The organism is Pseudomonas sp. 2957, assembly GCF_031456345.1.
Lineage (GTDB): Bacteria > Pseudomonadota > Gammaproteobacteria > Pseudomonadales > Pseudomonadaceae > Aquipseudomonas > Aquipseudomonas siliginis.
Genome location: NZ_JAVDUL010000001.1, coordinates 1,025,472 through 1,042,852 on the forward strand (window position 1 = coordinate 1,025,472; position 17,381 = coordinate 1,042,852).

Below are 17,381 nucleotides of genomic sequence, written 5' to 3' on the forward strand. Positions count from 1 at the left end.
TCTGCTGTGGGAGCGAGCCTGCTCGCGAAATGCGCGCTGCTGACCCAATTGTTCTGCACATGGAACACTCAAGCCGGTTTTCACCGTCTAGTCGAATATTCGATATGCCTTTAGGCTTAATCCAATGCATTTACCCATTGGAGACCCCATGAAAAACATCATCGGCATTTACACCAGCCCGCGCGGCCATTGGGTCGGCGATGGTTTCCCGGTGCGCACACTTTTCTCTTACGACAACCTGGGCAAGCACATCAGCCCGTTTCTGCTGCTCGATCACGCTGGTCCCGCCGAATTCACCCCGACCACTGAACAGCGTGGCGTCGGCCAGCACCCGCACCGTGGTTTCGAAACCGTGACCATCGTTTACGACGGCGAAGTGCAGCACCGTGACTCCACCGGCAGCGGCGGCACCATCGGCCCGGGCGACGTGCAGTGGATGACCGCAGCGTCCGGCATCCTCCATGAAGAGTTTCATTCGGAGAATTTCGCCAGAACCGGCGGCAAGCTGGAAATGGTCCAGCTGTGGGTCAACCTGCCGGCCAAGGACAAAATGGCCGCGCCGGGTTACCAGACCATTCTCGACCGCGACATTCCCAGCATCGCGCTCAAGGACAACGCCGGCAGCCTGCGTCTGATCGCCGGTGAATTCGACGGGCACACCGGACCTTCGCGCACCTTCACGCCGATCGACGTCTGGGATCTGCGCCTCAATGCCGGCAAGTTGCTGACGCTTGATCTGCACGAAGGATGCAATACCGCACTGGTGGTGCTGAAAGGTTCGGTGCAGGTCAACGGTGCGGAATCGGTAGGGGTCGGGCAGTTGGCGCTGTTCGAACGCGACGGTGATCGACTCACTCTCCAGGCCAGCGAAGACGCGGTGGTATTGCTGCTCAGCGGCGAGCCGATCGACGAACCGATCGTCGGCCATGGCCCGTTTGTGATGAACACCGAGCAGGAAATTCATCAGGCCTTCGCCGACTTCCAGTCCGGGCGCTTTGGCCAGATGCACGCCTGACCCCGAGCTTTACTGGCAACTGAAACACCCCTGTGGGAGCGAGCCTGCCCGCGAATGCTCTGATTCAGTCGAAGAGGTAGTGACTGACAGGACGCCTTCGCGAGCAGGCTCGCTCCCACAGGTTTTTCAGCGTCTGATCGTTCCCACGCTCTGCGTGGGAATGCAGCCGGGGACGCTCCGCGTCCCACATCTTCAAGATCGCAGCCTTCGTCAGCTCCTACAGGGTTTCGCAGTGTTTTCAAGTGGCGGTTCATCCACCGAAATCAATTGCTCCTACACTGTGCCAATCTGTGCGATCTTCTCGCGATTGGCCTTTGTCGGAGTTGTTTGATGCTGTCTCTGCTGACCGAACACCCGTTGTTTAGCGCGTTGATCCTGATCCTGCTCGATCTTGGCCTGTGGCGGCTGATCAGCTCTCGCGGCAGCGAATGGAAGCTGCTGGTGCGGGTGCTGATTTTCGCCCTGTTCAGCATTGTGCTGTTCAACGAAGGTCTCAACCCGATGGAACCGGCGCCGTGGGCCGACAACGTGCCGCTGCATCTGGCGGCAACCGGGCTGCAGATCGGCTGGTGGCTGTTTGGTGCGCGCACCCTGACGGTGTTGATCGGCGCGGTGATGATGCAGCGGGTCGGCCATACCGGCCGGCTGTTGCAGGACTTGCTCGGCGCGGTGATTTTCCTCATCGCGATCATTGCGGCGCTGGCGTACGTGCTCGATCTGCCGGTCAAGGGCGTGCTGGCGACGTCCGGCGCGTTGGCGATCATTGTCGGTCTGGCCTTGCAGAGCACCTTGAGCGACGTGTTCTCCGGCATCGTCCTCAACACCACCAAGCCCTATCAACTCGATGACTGGATCTCCATCGACGGCACCGAGGGCCGCGTCACCGACATCGACTGGCGCGCCACGCGTCTGCAAACCAGTCAGGGCAGCATGGCCGTGATACCCAACTCGCTGGCGGCGAAAGCCAAAATCATCAACTTCAGCCGACCGAGCAATATGTTCGGCGTTTCCGTCAGCGTGCCCGTCAGCCCCCACGCCCGGCCCAGTTCGGTAATCGAGGCGCTGGAGCGGGCAATGCAGGGTTGTCGGCAATTGCTCGACACGCCGGCGCCGAGCGTATCGTTGAAGAGTTCTGCCAGCGGCGGCGCGGAATACGAAATCAGTGGATTTGTCGCCTCGATGGGCGAGAAGCGCGTGGTGCGCAATCAGTTGTTCGACCTCGCTTACCGGCATTTGCAGGCGTCCGGGGTCAATCTGCTGTCGAGCAACGAGACCAGCGCCGCGCCGCAGTTGTCGCGGCCACGGGCGCTGCTGGAAAGCTCACCGATCTTCTCGACCCTACGCGAGGAAGAAAAAGACACCTTCAGCCAGAACATGACCCTGCAAACCTTCCGCGCCGGCGAGACGATTCTGGCGGGCGGGGAGGTCAGCGATCATCTGTTCATCATTGAATCCGGCGTGGTATCGGTGACGCTCAAGCGCCATGGTGCGCCACTGGAATCCGGGCGCATGGGGCCGGGCGAGGTGATCGGCGAGGCCGGGATTCTCTCCGACACCGCGCTGCCGGCGGATTTTTCCGCTAAGACTTTCTGCGCCCTGTATCGCATCGAGAAGTCCTACCTGAAACCGTGCCTGGATGCGCGCCATGACATCCACGATGCGATGCAGGCGTTGCTCGATTTCCGCCTGCACAAGGCGCAGTCGCTGACCGAGGAAGCGCCCGTGGTCGCGCCGAAAAGAGGCTTCCTGCAATGGCTGCGTAATCGCGTCTGAGCTGTCGCATTGTCATTCGATGCAACCTGCGCGGCGTTCTCAGGGTCACAATTTGCAATCCCACCAGGCAGGAGTTGCAGACGATGAAAAACCTGCGGATCGCCACCTTCAACGTCAACGGCATGCGCGCGCGGCTGCCGAATCTGCTGGAGTGGCTCAAGCGCGAGCAGCCGGACATCGCCTGCCTGCAAGAGCTCAAGTCAGTCGACAGCGCATTTCCCGCCGCCGAACTGGAGGCCGCCGGTTACGGCGCGATCTGGCAGGGCCAGGCGTCATGGAATGGCGTGGCGATTCTGGCGCGTGATGCGCAGCCGCTGGAGAGTCGACGCGGTTTGCCCGGCGATCCCGATGACACGCACAGCCGCTATATCGAAGCGGCGGTGCACGGTGTGCTGGTCGGTTGCCTGTATCTGCCCAACGGCAACCCACAGCCGGGGCCGAAATTCGATTACAAACTGGCCTGGTTCGAGCGTCTGATCAATTACGCCAAAGACCTGCAAAGCAGCGATCACCCGGTGGTGCTCGCCGGTGACTTCAATGTCGTGCCCACCGACATGGACATCTACAACACGCGATCCTGGCTCAAGGATGCTTTGTTGCAACCCGAAAGCCGCGAGTGCTATCAGCGCCTGCTGGGCCAGGGCTGGACCGATTCCCTGCGCCACGTGTATCCCGAAGAACGCATCTACACCTTCTGGGATTATTTTCGTAACCATTGGCAAACCAACTCCGGCCTGCGCATCGACCACCTGCTGCTCAACCCAGCATTGAGCCCGTATCTGCACGATGCCGGCGTCGACGCCTGGGTGCGCAACGAACCGCACGCCAGCGACCATGCACCGACATGGATTCGCATCGCTTCGCGGAAAAAGCGCTGAGCGGGCGATTGGCGAAATCAATTGTCGAAAGCCGTGCCTGATCCCGTATACAGGGCAATATCCACGCAGTGTTCTGCGGCCCATGCATAAGGATCGAGCAATGAGTGCGCTACGGCTGAGCAATACCAATCTGTATCTGCAACGTTTGGGTTTCGATGCGCCGCCGCCACCGACACTGGATACGTTGCGTCAGTTGCAACTGCGCCATACCGCCGAATTTGTTTTCGAAAATCTGGCTACGATCATGGGTGAACCGGTGTTGATCGACCTGGACTCCATCGAAAGCAAGGTGCTGCAGCAAGGGCGGGGCGGCTACTGCTACGAACTCAACCATTTGTTTTATGCGCTGCTGCTTGAATTGGGCTTCGACGCGCGGGCGATCAGCGGGCGCGTGGTGATGAATCAACCGGAAGGCAGCTGGACGGCGCGCACCCATCGTCTGAGTCTGGTGACCATCGACGCAGTGCGCTACATCACCGACGTCGGCTTTGGCGGCATGGTGCCCACCGCGCCGCTGCTGCTCGACAGTGAACATGAGCAACTAACCCCGCACGAACCCTACCGCATCGACAAGCAGAACGAAGGCTACCTGCTGCGCGCCCAGGTCGCAGGCGAGTGGCGGCCGATGTACCTGTTTGATCTGCAGCGCCAGGAAGACATCGATTACACCGTCGGCAACTGGTACGTCTCGACGCATCCCGAATCACCTTTTGCCCAGCGCCTGATGGTGGCGCGCACCGGCGCTGGCTGGCGCAAAACCCTGAACAACGGCAGTTTTGCCATTCATCACATGGGCGCGGACAGTGAGCGGCGCGAGGTGGCGGATGTCGACGAGCTGATGAAATTGCTGCGGCGTGAGTTTGATCTTCAAGTGCCTGATTCACCGCGTGTGCGGCAAGCGCTGGCTCGGGTAATCGCGCCAGCCTCCATCTAAGGCTTTACATCAGGCTCCAATACGCGACGGATTTCGCCGATGGCCGCTGAAAGAGCGCGACTGCACCGTCGGTCGCCGTGAACACTTCAGCCTGGTGGGCACTGGCGCGGACGCAGCGGGGATGTGTTGCCGAATTTGTTGGGGCAAGAAGCGCAGACTAGAAGGTTGGATGGCTACCTAACCATTATGTGACTGACAAGTTGTATACAACTCTATGGACATTTGTCCTGAGTATTGAATACAGTGTGCGCATAACAAAAACCAGGGAACCCCCCACCATGAAAACGCCCCATGTTTCACACCAACGGCCCGAGGACGAAAACCTCGGGGTCGGCGCGAATATGGCTTACGGCCTGCAACATGTTCTGACCATGTACGGCGGTATCGTTGCGGTGCCACTGATCATTGGCCAGGCGGCCGGTCTGTCGCCGGCGGACATTGGTCTGTTGATTGCTGCTTCATTGTTTGCGGGGGGGCTGGCGACGTTGCTGCAAACCCTGGGTCTGCCGTTTTTTGGCTGTCAGCTGCCGCTGGTCCAGGGCGTATCGTTCTCTGGTGTGGCGACCATGGTCGCGATCGTCAGCAGTGGCGGGGAGGGCGGTTTCCAATCGGTGCTGGGCGCGGTGATTGCCGCCTCGTTGATCGGCTTGCTGATCACGCCAGTGTTTTCGCGCATCACCAAGTTCTTTCCGCCGCTGGTAACCGGCATTGTGATCACCACCATCGGCCTGACGCTGATGCCGGTGGCCGCACGCTGGGCAATGGGCGGCAACAGCCACGCGCCGGACTTCGGCAGCATGCAGAACATCGGTCTGGCAGCGGTGACGCTGGTGCTGGTGTTGCTGTTGAGCAAGGTTGGCAGCGCGACCATTTCTCGGCTGTCGATTCTGCTGGCCATGGTCATCGGCACGGTGCTGGCGGTGTTCCTCGGCATGGCGGATTTCTCCAGTGTCACCACCGGCCCCATGTTCGGCTTCCCGACACCGTTCCACTTCGGCATGCCGACCTTCCATTTCGCCGCGATCCTGTCGATGTGCATTGTGGTCATGGTGACGCTGGTGGAAACCTCGGCAGACATCCTTGCCGTGGGCGAAATCATTGACACCAAGGTGGATTCCAAACGCTTGGGCAACGGCCTGCGCGCCGACATGCTGTCGAGCATGTTTGCGCCGATCTTCGGTTCGTTTACGCAAAGTGCTTTCGCGCAAAACGTCGGCCTGGTGGCGGTGACCGGGATCAAGAGCCGATTCGTGGTCGCCACCGGCGGCCTGTTCCTGGTGGTGCTCGGCCTGCTGCCGTTCATGGGCCGGGTGATTGCCGCCGTGCCGACTTCTGTCCTCGGCGGCGCAGGGATCGTGCTGTTCGGCACCGTGGCGGCGAGTGGCATTCGCACGTTGTCGAAGGTGGACTACCGCAACAACGTCAACCTGATCATCGTCGCCACTTCGATCGGTTTCGGCATGATCCCGATCGCAGCGCCGAACTTCTACGATCACTTCCCGAGCTGGTTCGCGACGATTTTCCATTCGGGCATCAGTTCATCGGCAATCATGGCGATCCTGCTCAATCTGGCCTTCAACCACTTCACGACCGGCAACTCGGATCAACAGTCGGTGTTCGCCGCAGCCGAAGAGCGCACGCTGCGTTATCGCGATCTCGCCGCGCTGCGTGAAGGCGATTACTTCAGCGACGGCAAGCTGCATGATTGCGATGGCAAGGAAGTGCCGGTGATCGAGCCGGATGACCATGATCATGGCCACGGCGCGCCGAAGGTGCAGGTGAAAAGCAGCGAACATGTCTGACCGCTGCGTCTGAAACAGGAAAGGCCGATATGCCCAAACAGATCGGCCTTTTGGTATTTTTAATGCGCCCACAAAAAAGCCCCTGAACCTTGCGATTCAGGGGCTTTGCTATTTGGCTCCACAACCTGGACTCGAACCAGGGACCCAGTGATTAACAGTCACTTGCTCTACCAACTGAGCTATTGCGGAATTGGTGCGTATGTTACTGATTCAAAAAGAGAAGTCAAGCATCGCCTGGTAATTTTTGCGATTCATGGGGACGGACGGCATTTTGTCAGCGATTGGCGGTTACCAGAAAGACTTCAGAGGTCTACCATGGCAGCCCGGAAGTGGTCACACGCGCTACCGGCCATTCGCCGCAAAGGTACGCGCCATGACTCAAATCACCCGTAACATCGAGGTGCTCGCATGAGCACTGCACAGATCAGCCTGCCCAAAGGGATCGGCCCGCACGCCGAAAAACTCTTCGATGCAATCACCGGCGCCAGTACCGCCGAAGAATTGAACCGCGCCGGCGGCAAGGCCGAAGGTTTCGTCCTCGGTCTCGAAAGCAGCAAGGCCATCAAAAGCCAGGTCGCCGAATCGCTGTATGTGATTTACGACGATGCCGCCACCCAGCGCTCGGCTGAACTGGCTTAACTGCCGAAAGTAATCGTGCCGAGCATCAGCTTGGCATAGACCGCTGTCGCCGCCAGTTGCACCAGCCACAGGGCCAGGCCACCGAGGAATACCCCGGTGGCGACTTGCAGCACCAGGCTCTTTTCACGCTTGGCCGGAGCGCGCGGGATGAAGTCATCCAGGTCGTCACGGTCGGCGCGCAGGTTGTCGTTTTTCATGTGGGTTCTCTTCAAAAATCTCGGGTGTACACAAAACCGGAGCTGCGGAACGCTGCGATCTTTTGATCTTGATCTTGGAAACAAGATCAAAAGATCGCAGCCTCGTTGCACTCGTCAGCTCCTGCACTTTGAATTGTGTGCAGTCTAGAGGTTGCACGGCGGTTCCAGGGACAAATAAAAACGGGAAGCCCAAAGGCTTCCCGTTTTTCATCGCGCGGCGAAATCAGATGACCTGAACGATCGCGTCCGTCACAGCCTTGATGTTGCTCTGGTTCAGCGCAGCCACGCAGATGCGGCCGGTGTCCAGGGCGTAGATGCCGAACTCGTTGCGCAGGCGATGCACTTGTTCAGTGGTCAGGCCGGAGTAGGAGAACATGCCGCGCTGACGACCAACGAAGCTGAAATCGCGGCCCGGGGCTTTTTCCGCCAGCAGGGCAACCATCTGCTCGCGCATGCCGCGAATGCGCAGGCGCATCTCGGCCAGCTCGGCTTCCCACTTTGCGCGCAGTTCCGGGCTGTTCAGCACCGCAGCAACAATGCTGGCGCCATGGGTCGGCGGGTTGGAGTAGTTGGTGCGGATCACGCGCTTGACCTGCGACAGCACGCGCGCGCTTTCTTCTTTCGATTCGCTGATGATCGACAGTGCGCCAACGCGCTCGCCGTACAGCGAGAACGATTTGGAGAACGAGCTCGAGACGAAGAAGGTCAGGCCGGATTCAGCGAACAGGCGCACAGCGGCGGCGTCTTCATCGATGCCGTCGCCGAAACCCTGGTAAGCCATGTCGAGGAACGGCACGTGACCTTTGGCCTTGACCACTTCCAGCACCTTGTTCCAGTCCGCCGGGGTCAGGTCGACGCCGGTCGGGTTGTGGCAGCAAGCATGCAGGACAACGATCGAGCCGTTCGGCAGGGCGTTGAGGTCGTCGAGCATGCCGGCGCGGTTCACGTCGTGGGTGGCAGCGTCGTAGTAACGATAGTTCTGCACCGGGAAACCAGCGGTCTCGAACAGCGCGCGGTGGTTTTCCCAGCTCGGGTCGCTGATCGCCACGACGGCGTTCGGCAGCAGTTGCTTGAGGAAGTCGGCACCGATCTTCAGCGCGCCGGTCCCGCCGACGGCCTGAGTGGTGATGACGCGACCGGCGCTGATCAGCGGCGAGTCGTTGCCGAACAGCAGTTTCTGCACGGCCTGGTCGTAGGCAGCGATGCCATCGATCGGCAGGTAACCGCGCGAAGCGTGTTGCGCGACGCGAATCGTCTCGGCTTCGATCACCGCGCGCAGCAGTGGAATTCGCCCCTCTTCGTTGCAGTACACGCCTACGCCCAGGTTGACCTTGGTGGTCCGGGTATCGGCGTTGAATGCTTCGTTGAGGCCCAGGATTGGATCGCGGGGTGCCATTTCGACAGCGGAGAACAGGCTCATTATTACGGCGGCTCTGAATGGAGAGTGGAGGGACGTGTAGCGCTCCAGCCGAATGCACTAGAGCGGTGCACAAACGGGGAGCTAGTATAGAGGCCATCACCGCGCAATGGCGACAGGCGAATCGGCTTTTGGGGTAAGTTTTTCCGATTATTTCTGGACCGTTAGTCGATTGACTTTGTCAGACTCTTTACCGGATGTAGGACGTTTGCCTTGAAAGGTCAGGCAATCGCCACCACATTCAGCACAATCCAGGTTTTTTCTTGCGCGACATCGGTCGTTTGCGGTCGTCCTCGTGGTGCTCCGTCTGACGCGGAGCGCCGCGAATCCAGAGGTGTGTATGTCGGAATTCCAGCTAGTCACCCGCTTCGAGCCTGCCGGCGATCAGCCGGAAGCCATTCGCCAGTTGGTTGAGGGCATTGACGCCGGACTGGCGCACCAGACATTGCTCGGTGTGACCGGCTCGGGCAAGACCTTCAGCATCGCCAACGTCATCTCCCAGGTACAGCGTCCGACGCTGGTTCTGGCGCCGAACAAGACCCTGGCCGCGCAGTTGTACGGTGAGTTCAAGGCGTTCTTCCCGAACAACGCCGTTGAATACTTCGTTTCCTATTACGACTACTACCAGCCCGAAGCCTATGTGCCGTCGTCCGACACCTTCATCGAGAAGGACGCGTCGATCAACGACCACATCGAGCAGATGCGACTGTCCGCGACGAAAGCGTTGCTGGAGCGCAAGGACGCGATCATCGTCACCACGGTGTCGTGCATCTATGGTCTGGGCAGCCCGGAAACCTATCTGAAAATGGTCTTGCACGTTGATCGCGGCGACAAGCTCGATCAGCGCGCGCTTCTGCGGCGCCTGGCTGACCTGCAATACACCCGCAACGACATGGATTTTGCCCGGGCGACGTTCCGCGTGCGCGGTGATGTGATCGATATCTTCCCGGCGGAATCCGATCTGGAAGCGATCCGCATTGAGCTTTTCGACGACGAGGTCGAGAGCATTTCCGCGTTTGATCCGCTGACCGGCGAAGTCATCCGCAAGATGCCGCGCTTCACTTTCTATCCGAAGAGCCACTACGTGACGCCTCGGGAAACCCTGCTCGACGCCATCGAAGGCATCAAGGTCGAATTGCAGGAGCGCCTCGAATACCTGCGCAGTAACAACAAACTGGTGGAGGCCCAGCGCCTGGAGCAGCGCACCCGTTTCGACCTCGAGATGATCCTCGAACTGGGTTACTGCAACGGCATCGAAAACTACTCGCGCTACCTTTCCGGGCGTCCATCCGGCGCGGCGCCACCCACGCTTTACGACTATCTGCCTGCCGACGCCTTGCTGGTGATCGACGAATCCCACGTCAGCGTGCCGCAGGTCGGCGCGATGTATAAGGGCGACCGTTCGCGCAAGGAAACGCTGGTGGAGTACGGCTTCCGCCTGCCTTCGGCGCTGGACAACCGGCCAATGCGTTTCGACGAGTGGGAAGGGGTCAGCCCGCAGACCATTTTCGTTTCGGCGACCCCCGGCAACTATGAAGCCGAGCACGCCGGGCGCGTGGTCGAACAAGTGGTGCGGCCGACCGGCCTGGTCGACCCGCAGGTTGAAGTGCGGCCGGCGCTGACCCAGGTCGATGATTTGCTCTCGGAAATCACCAAACGCGTGGCGATCGAAGAGCGGGTGCTGGTCACCACACTGACCAAGCGCATGGCCGAAGATCTTACCGATTACCTCGCCGACCACGGCGTGCGCGTGCGTTATCTGCACTCGGACATCGATACCGTCGAGCGCGTCGAGATCATCCGCGATTTGCGCCTCGGCGTGTTCGATGTGCTGGTCGGGATCAACCTGCTGCGTGAAGGCCTCGACATGCCGGAAGTGTCGCTGGTGGCGATTCTCGATGCTGACAAGGAAGGCTTCCTGCGTTCCGAGCGCTCGCTGATCCAGACCATCGGTCGCGCGGCGCGTAACCTCAATGGCCGGGCGATTCTCTACGCCGATCGCATGACCGGTTCGATGGAGCGGGCGATTGGTGAGACCGAGCGCCGTCGCGAGAAGCAGATCGCTTTCAACCTTGAGAACGGCATCACCCCGAAAGGTGTGATCAAGGACGTCGCCGACATCATGGAAGGCGCCACCGTACCGGGCTCGCGCAGCAAGAAGCGCAAAGGCATGGCCAAGGCCGCCGAAGAGAACGCCAAGTACGAAGCCGAACTGCGCTCGCCAAGCGAAATCACCAAACGCATCCGCGCGCTGGAAGAGAAGATGTACCAATTGGCGCGGGATCTGGAGTTTGAAGCGGCGGCGCAGATGCGTGACGAGATTGCCAAACTGCGCGAACGATTGCTTACGGTTTGAGGGATCGTTCCCACGCTCTGCGTGGGAATGCCGCCCGGGACGCTCTGCGTCCCATCGCTCGCGTGACGCAGAGCGTCACAGGATGCTTTCCTACGCAGAGCGTGGGAACGATCATTGTGTATCTCTGTGGGAGCGAGCCTGCTCGCGAATGGCCTTCCCACAAATCGGACGGCCTAGCGCATCCGGCTTAAATACCCTGCCCGCTGGAGCGGGGCGGGTGTCGCCTGTTACCATTCGCCGCTTGATTGTTCTGCTCTTCATTTTTTCGAGACAAGCCATGACCACCGTCCGCACTCGCATCGCGCCATCGCCTACCGGGGACCCCCACGTAGGTACCGCTTACATCGCATTGTTCAACTACTGCTTTGCCAAGCAGCATGGCGGTGAGTTCATCCTGCGCATCGAAGACACCGATCAGTTGCGTTCGACCCGCGAGTCCGAACAGCAGATCTTCGACGCCCTGCGCTGGCTCGGCATCGACTGGAGCGAAGGCCCGGACGTCGGCGGCCCGCACGGCCCGTATCGGCAGAGCGAGCGCGGCGACATCTACCAGAAGTACTGCCAGCAACTGGTCGACATGGGGCATGCGTTCCCGTGCTTCTGCACCGCTGAAGAACTCGATCAGATGCGCGCCGAGCAAATGGCTCGTGGCGAAACTCCGCGCTACGACGGCCGCGCGCTGCTGCTGTCGAAGGAAGAAGTCGCGGCGCGCCTGGCCGCTGGCGAACCGCACGTGATTCGCATGAAGGTGCCGAGCGAAGGCGTCTGCGTGGTGCCAGACATGCTGCGTGGCGACGTCGAGATCCCGTGGGATCGCATGGACATGCAAGTGCTGATGAAGACCGACGGCCTGCCGACGTACTTCCTCGCCAACGTCGTCGACGATCACCTGATGGGCATCACCCACGTGCTGCGTGGCGAAGAATGGCTGCCATCGGCACCGAAACTGATTTTGCTGTACGAATACTTCGGCTGGGAACAACCGGAGCTGTGCTACATGCCGCTGCTGCGTAACCCGGACAAGAGCAAGCTGTCCAAGCGCAAGAACCCGACCTCGGTGACGTTCTACGAGCGCATGGGCTTCATGCCGGAAGCGATGCTCAACTACCTCGGCCGCATGGGCTGGTCGATGCCGGACGAGCGCGAGAAGTTCTCGCTGCAGGAAATGGTCGACAACTTCGACCTCAAGCGCGTATCCCTCGGCGGGCCGATCTTCGATATTGAGAAGCTGTCGTGGCTCAACGGCCAGTGGCTGCGCGATCTGCCGGTGGAAGAATTTGCCGCCCGCGTGCAGAAGTGGGCGTTCAATTCCGAATACATGATGAAGATCGCGCCGCACGTACAGGGTCGTGTTGAAACGTTCAGCCAGGTCGCACCGCTGGCGGGGTTCTTCTTTGCCGGCGGCGTGAATCCGGATGCCAAGCTCTTCGAGTCGAAAAAGCTCTCCGGCGATCAGGTTCGCCAGTTGATGCAGTTGATCCTGTGGAAACTGGAAAGTCTGCGGCAGTGGGAGAAGGACAGCATCACCGCGACGATCCAGGCGGTGGTCGAATCCCTCGAGCTGAAACTGCGCGATGCGATGCCGTTGATGTTTGCTGCGATCACCGGGCAGGCGAGTTCGGTGTCGGTGCTCGATGCGATGGAAATCCTCGGCCCGGATCTCACCCGTTTCCGCTTGCGCCAGGCGATTGACCTGCTGGGCGGCGTATCGAAGAAAGAAAACAAGGAATGGGAAAAGCTCTTGGGCGCCATCGCCTGATTGCTTTTGCTTCTTTGCAGGACTGCCGAAGGCTGTGATCTTTTGATCCTGCCTTCGGCGTTTCTCCCGAATTTACGGGGGAGGGCGGTAAGTGATTGTTATCCCGGCAAAAAATTTTGAAATTTTTCAAAAATAAGTTTGACAGGCTTTCGATACGCCCTTAAGATTCGCCCCGTCCTCAGCGATGAGGGGCTATAGCTCAGCTGGGAGAGCGCTTGCATGGCATGCAAGAGGTCGACGGTTCGATCCCGTCTAGCTCCACCAATTTACACTTCGAGGTCTGGCCACACCGGCCTTGAAGCGATCAACACTCAGCGTTGATCAGTTGTATAGAAGGGTTTGCGTCCCCTTCGTCTAGTGGCCTAGGACACCGCCCTTTCACGGCGGTAACAGGGGTTCGAGTCCCCTAGGGGACGCCAGTTTTACAGAAGTGATGTTGCAAGAGATCACTCCGCCGCGAGGCGAAAAATCCGGGGCTATAGCTCAGCTGGGAGAGCGCCTGCATGGCATGCAGGAGGTCAGCGGTTCGATCCCGCTTAGCTCCACCAATTTTACAGTTCAAGGTCTGGCCACACCGGCCTTGAATCGATCAGCTCTCAGCACTGATCAGTTGTATAGAAGGGTTTGTGTCCCCTTCGTCTAGTGGCCTAGGACACCGCCCTTTCACGGCGGTAACAGGGGTTCGAGTCCCCTAGGGGACGCCACGATTACCCGCTCTGCGGGATTTTATAAGGGTCATTCAATTATTGAATGGCCCTTTTGTTTGTCTGGCGTTTGGCCAACTCTCCTTTTTCCTTACACTGTGCTTCAGACCAGCGGTCATATTCATGACTTGCGGAATATTATTATGCGAATAATATTCTAGTCGTAATATTCGGAGGCAACGATGAACGATAAAAAAGCTCAAACCCGCGAACGCATCCTCAAGGCTGCCAGCGCCGCATTGATTCAACGCGGCCCGGCAGACCCGAGCGTGGGTGAAGTGATGGGCGCCGCCGGGCTGACTGTCGGCGGCTTCTATGCGCACTTCGAAAGCAAGGACGCGATGATGCTCGAGGCGTTCAAACAGCTGCTGGGCCGCCGTCGCGACCTGATTGCCGACATGGACGCCGATCTGACCGGCGAAGAGCGTCGCGCTTTGGTGGCTGCGTTCTACCTGTCACGCAAACACCGGGATTCCAGCGAGGCTGCATGCCCGATCCCGGCCTCGATTGGGGAGCTGGGGCGTTTGCCGGAGTCGTTTCGCATTGCGCTGAACGAGCATTTGGAATTGATGGTCGCGCAACTGGCGGCCAGCCCTGAAGACACCGACAAGGCTTTGGCCGATGTCGCGTTGATGGTCGGTGGTCTGGCCTTGGCCAGAGCGCTGGGTCCGGGAGATTTATCCGATCGATTGCTGCGCGCTGCCAAGTCGGCGGTGCGTTGACCTGAAGGCAACAAGCCTGAGGAGAGTGCGATGAACGCGTTGAAGTGGGTTCGTGGCGTTAACGGTACCTTGGGCTGGTTTGCACCGAGACTGGTGGCAAGCAAAATGCGTCTGGCGTTCATGACGCCCCGCGCTCTACCGCTGCGCGATTGGGAGCTGCCGCTGTTGGCCAGCTCCGAACGCATCACATTGCGCTTCGGTCTGTCGGCGCTGCGTTGGGGCCAAGGTCCTGCAGTGTTGCTGATGCATGGTTGGGAAGGGCGGCCAACGCAATTCGCTTCGCTGATAAACGCTTTGGTTGATGCCGGCTATACCGTCGTCGCGCTCGATGGCCCGGCCCACGGTCGCTCCCCTGGGCGAGAAGCCAATGTAGTGCTGTTCGCCCGCGCCATGCTCGAAGCCGCTGCCGAATTGCCGCCGCTGCAAGCGGTTATCGGCCATTCCATGGGCGGCGCCAGCGCCATGCTCGCCGTGCAATTGGGGCTGCGCACCGAAACCCTGGTCAGCATCGCCGCACCGTCGCGCATCCTCGGCGTGCTGCGCGGTTTCGCGCGAATGGTCGGCATGCCGCCGCGCGCGCGTTCGGCGTTCATTCGTCAGGTCGAGCAGGACGTCGGCATGCGCGCCGCGACGCTGGACGTGGCCCACTATCAACTGGATATGCCCGGCCTGATCGTGCATGCCGAGGACGACAATTTTGTCTCCGTCAAAGAATCGCAATTGATTCACGAAGCCTGGTTCGACAGCCGCCTGCTGCGCCTGGAAAGCGGCGGCCATCAACGCGTGCTGGCCGACCCTCGAGTGATTGATGGCGTGTTATCACTGCTCGCCGGTCGCAGTCTTCAGGCGCGCCAATCGGCCTGAGCTCCGTTACACTGCCCCGGTTGAATACTTTGACCGGGAGTGGGGCATGGGCTGGGATCGGGCAACGCCGTTTACCATTGATCTGCAAGTAGGCGCCGAAGACATCGACGGGCTCGGGCACGCCAACAACGCCGTTTACGTGACCTGGCTCGAGCGCTGCGCCTGGCGCCATTCGCAGCGCCTCGGCCTGGACCTGGTCGAATACCGGCGTCTGGACCGAGCAATGGCCGTTGTCCGCCACGAAATCGATTATCTGGCCGCCGCCTATGAAGGCGATGAACTGCAACTGGCGACCTGGATCGTCGATTGGGATCAGCGCCTGAAAATGACCCGGCATTTCCAGCTCAAACGCCCCAGCGACAACGCCACCCTGTTGCGCGCGCAGACCACATTTGTGTGCATCGAACTGTCGACCGGCAAGCCCAAGCGTATGCCGGCGGAATTTATCGAAGGCTATGGCCCGGCGATCCAGATTGCAGAAGCCATGTGAATCTCACCCTGTGGGAGCGAGCCTGCTCGCGAAAGCATCGCGTGAGTTACGCATGCGTCAACTGACAGACCGCCTTCGCGAGCAGGCTCACTCCCACAGAGATATGTGTAGTTCTGCGGATTTGTGCGATATCCAGTAAACTGCCGCACGTTTTTTCTTCAAGTAGTGTTTCCCCATGCAAATTGCTCTGGCGCCCATGGAAGGGTTGGTCGACGACATCCTGCGCGACGTGTTGACCCGCGTTGGCGGCATCGATTGGTGCGTGACCGAGTTCATTCGGGTCAACGACCAGTTGCTCACGCCGGCCTATTTCCACAAGTTCGGCCCCGAGCTGCTCAACGGCGCTCGCACCGCGTCCGGCGTGCCGCTGCGCGTGCAATTGCTCGGTTCCGATCCGGTGTGCCTGGCGGAAAACGCGGCGTTGGCCTGCGAGCTTGGCTCGGAAGTGATCGACCTCAACTTCGGCTGCCCGGCCAAGACCGTCAACAAATCCCGTGGCGGCGCCGTGCTGCTGAAGGAGCCGGAGCTGCTCAACCAGATCGTCGAGCATGTCCGTCGCGCCGTACCGGCGCACATCCCGGTCACCGCGAAAATGCGCCTGGGTTTCGACAGTCCTGACGGCTCGCTGGTCTGCGCCACGGCACTGGCCGAAGGCGGGGCTGAGCACATCGTCGTACATGCGCGTACTAAAATGGACGGCTACAAGCCGCCGGCTCATTGGGAGTGGATCCCGCGTGTGCAGGATGTGGTCAAGGTCCCGGTCTTCGCCAACGGGGACATCTGGAGCGTCGAAGACTGGCGCCGTTGCCGCGAAATCAGTGGTGTCGAAGACATCATGCTCGGTCGGGGGCTGGTCTCCCGCCCGGATCTCGCTCGGCAGATCGCTGCGGCGCGTGCTGGCGAAGAGGTCGTCGAGATGACCTGGGCCGAGCTGATGCCGCTGATTCAGGACTTCTGGCTGCAGGCCAAGGCACAGATGACCGCGCGTCAATCGCCTGGTCGCCTCAAGCAATGGCTGGCCATGCTGACGCGCAACTACCCGGAAGCCGCCGAGCTTTTCACTGTTCTGCGTCGCGAAACCGAGCCGGATCAAGTCTCGCGTCTGCTCGGATTGCCGCTCGTCGAAGCCGCATAAAAAATCTCAAAATATTCTCTTGAAATCAAAACAGCGGTCCCTATCTAAGGGTTACGTGATGCCGAATTCGGGTCGCGGAGACACAAAACCTTGCTGATTGTTTTCAGGAGATTTGAATCATGAGTACTGCATTTTCTCTCGCACCACTGTTCCGTTCCTCGGTAGGTTTCGACCGTTTCAACGACCTGTTCGAAACCGCCCTGCGCAACGAGCCAGGCAGCAGCTACCCACCCTACAACGTCGAAAAACACGGTGATGACCAATACCGTATCGTCGTTGCGGCCGCCGGTTTCCAGGAAGAAGACCTGGACCTGCAAGTCGAGAAGGGTGTGCTGACCATCAGTGGCGGCAAGCGTGACACTGACGAAAGCGTCACGTTCTTGCATCAAGGCATCGCCCAGCGAGCCTTCAAGCTGTCGTTCCGTCTGGCCGATCACATCGAGATCAAGGACGCTGCGCTGCGCAACGGCCTGCTGAGCATCGACCTGCTCCGTGTGATCCCGGAAGAAGCGAAAGCCAAGCGCATCCCGATCAATGGAGCGCAGCAGCCGGCGTTGCAGCATTGATTCATGTGCTGACACACAATCGCCCGAATCGGCGATAAGCCGCTGAACGAAAGGCCCCGATACGTCGGGGCCTTTTTTGTGCGCGCAATCAAAGCGATGCAGGGTTTGCCGCTGTTGTCGGGGCTCTTTA

Annotated in this window: 15 protein-coding genes and 5 tRNA genes; 17 read left to right on the forward strand and 3 right to left on the reverse strand. The window is 59.9% G+C overall.

Annotated elements, in window-relative coordinates:
• The first annotated feature begins 148 nt into the window (after positions 1-148).
• The 5 genes from J2Y39_RS04570 to J2Y39_RS04590 all read left to right on the forward strand — a co-directional run bounded on the left by J2Y39_RS04570 (position 149) and on the right by J2Y39_RS04590 (position 6,402).
• On the forward strand, positions 149-1,015 hold the full coding sequence (locus tag J2Y39_RS04570; RefSeq protein ID WP_256811283.1) for a pirin family protein: 867 nt from the start codon (positions 149-151) through the stop codon (positions 1,013-1,015).
• A 330-nt stretch (positions 1,016-1,345) separates the two neighbouring features.
• Positions 1,346-2,788, forward strand: coding sequence for a mechanosensitive ion channel family protein (locus tag J2Y39_RS04575; RefSeq protein ID WP_041478518.1), 1,443 nt, complete (start codon positions 1,346-1,348; stop codon positions 2,786-2,788).
• 83 nt (positions 2,789-2,871) lie between these two features.
• The gene (xth, locus tag J2Y39_RS04580) at positions 2,872-3,666 is read left to right on the forward strand and encodes an exodeoxyribonuclease III (protein ID WP_252877805.1); all 795 of its coding nucleotides are present in this window, start codon (positions 2,872-2,874) and stop codon (positions 3,664-3,666) included.
• Between the two features lie 100 nt (positions 3,667-3,766).
• Positions 3,767-4,600, forward strand: a complete 834-nt coding sequence (locus tag J2Y39_RS04585) for an arylamine N-acetyltransferase (protein WP_310215399.1) — start codon at positions 3,767-3,769, stop codon at positions 4,598-4,600.
• A 278-nt stretch (positions 4,601-4,878) separates the two neighbouring features.
• Positions 4,879-6,402: a nucleobase:cation symporter-2 family protein gene (locus J2Y39_RS04590; RefSeq protein ID WP_024012376.1), complete on the forward strand. Its 1,524-nt coding sequence runs from the start codon at positions 4,879-4,881 to the stop codon at positions 6,400-6,402.
• Positions 6,403-6,515: 113 nt separating this feature from the next.
• Here J2Y39_RS04590 and J2Y39_RS04595 read toward each other — a convergent pair.
• A tRNA-Asn gene (locus tag J2Y39_RS04595) sits at positions 6,516-6,591 on the reverse strand.
• Positions 6,592-6,810: 219 nt separating this feature from the next.
• Between J2Y39_RS04595 and J2Y39_RS04600 the strand changes: the two genes are divergently transcribed.
• Positions 6,811-7,041 carry a hypothetical protein gene (locus tag J2Y39_RS04600; protein WP_024012377.1) on the forward strand — a complete coding sequence of 77 codons (231 nt, stop codon included), beginning with the start codon at positions 6,811-6,813 and terminating at the stop codon, positions 7,039-7,041.
• On the opposite strand, the gene J2Y39_RS04605 is transcribed toward J2Y39_RS04600, so the two are convergent.
• Together J2Y39_RS04605 and J2Y39_RS04610 are read right to left on the reverse strand one after the other, a co-directional pair.
• Positions 7,038-7,238 (reverse strand): hypothetical protein, encoded by a 201-nt coding sequence (locus J2Y39_RS04605; RefSeq protein WP_041478524.1) that lies wholly within the window; start codon positions 7,236-7,238, stop codon positions 7,038-7,040. The genes J2Y39_RS04600 and J2Y39_RS04605 overlap by 4 nt on opposite strands.
• Before the next feature lie 223 nt (positions 7,239-7,461).
• A complete protein-coding gene (locus J2Y39_RS04610) occupies positions 7,462-8,658 on the reverse strand; it encodes an amino acid aminotransferase (RefSeq protein ID WP_310215405.1) in 1,197 nt (398 codons plus the stop codon).
• A gap of 337 nt (positions 8,659-8,995) precedes the next feature.
• Between J2Y39_RS04610 and uvrB the strand changes: the two genes are divergently transcribed.
• The 11 genes from uvrB (at position 8,996) to J2Y39_RS04665 (ending at position 17,251) form a co-directional block, all read left to right on the forward strand.
• The gene (uvrB, locus tag J2Y39_RS04615) at positions 8,996-11,011 is read left to right on the forward strand and encodes an excinuclease ABC subunit UvrB (protein ID WP_016773919.1); all 2,016 of its coding nucleotides are present in this window, start codon (positions 8,996-8,998) and stop codon (positions 11,009-11,011) included.
• A 277-nt stretch (positions 11,012-11,288) separates the two neighbouring features.
• A complete protein-coding gene (gltX, locus tag J2Y39_RS04620) occupies positions 11,289-12,770 on the forward strand; it encodes a glutamate--tRNA ligase (protein ID WP_016773920.1) in 1,482 nt (493 codons plus the stop codon).
• 188 nt (positions 12,771-12,958) lie between these two features.
• Positions 12,959-13,034 (forward strand) — tRNA-Ala (locus J2Y39_RS04625).
• Positions 13,035-13,113: 79 nt separating this feature from the next.
• A tRNA-Glu gene (locus J2Y39_RS04630) sits at positions 13,114-13,189 on the forward strand.
• Positions 13,190-13,242: 53 nt separating this feature from the next.
• Positions 13,243-13,318: transfer RNA gene (locus tag J2Y39_RS04635), tRNA-Ala, on the forward strand.
• Positions 13,319-13,398: 80 nt separating this feature from the next.
• A tRNA-Glu gene (locus J2Y39_RS04640) sits at positions 13,399-13,474 on the forward strand.
• A gap of 182 nt (positions 13,475-13,656) precedes the next feature.
• Positions 13,657-14,196, forward strand: coding sequence for a TetR/AcrR family transcriptional regulator (locus J2Y39_RS04645; RefSeq protein ID WP_041478525.1), 540 nt, complete (start codon positions 13,657-13,659; stop codon positions 14,194-14,196).
• A gap of 30 nt (positions 14,197-14,226) precedes the next feature.
• On the forward strand, positions 14,227-15,060 hold the full coding sequence (locus tag J2Y39_RS04650) for an alpha/beta fold hydrolase (RefSeq protein ID WP_150635760.1): 834 nt from the start codon (positions 14,227-14,229) through the stop codon (positions 15,058-15,060).
• A gap of 46 nt (positions 15,061-15,106) precedes the next feature.
• Positions 15,107-15,550 carry a thioesterase family protein gene (locus J2Y39_RS04655; protein WP_016773923.1) on the forward strand — a complete coding sequence of 148 codons (444 nt, stop codon included), beginning with the start codon at positions 15,107-15,109 and terminating at the stop codon, positions 15,548-15,550.
• A gap of 175 nt (positions 15,551-15,725) precedes the next feature.
• Positions 15,726-16,685 (forward strand): tRNA-dihydrouridine synthase, encoded by a 960-nt coding sequence (locus J2Y39_RS04660; RefSeq protein WP_016773924.1) that lies wholly within the window; start codon positions 15,726-15,728, stop codon positions 16,683-16,685.
• Positions 16,686-16,804: 119 nt separating this feature from the next.
• Complete coding sequence (locus tag J2Y39_RS04665; protein ID WP_016773925.1) at positions 16,805-17,251, forward strand: Hsp20 family protein; 447 nt, start codon at positions 16,805-16,807, stop codon at positions 17,249-17,251.
• Positions 17,252-17,381 lie beyond the last annotated feature (130 nt).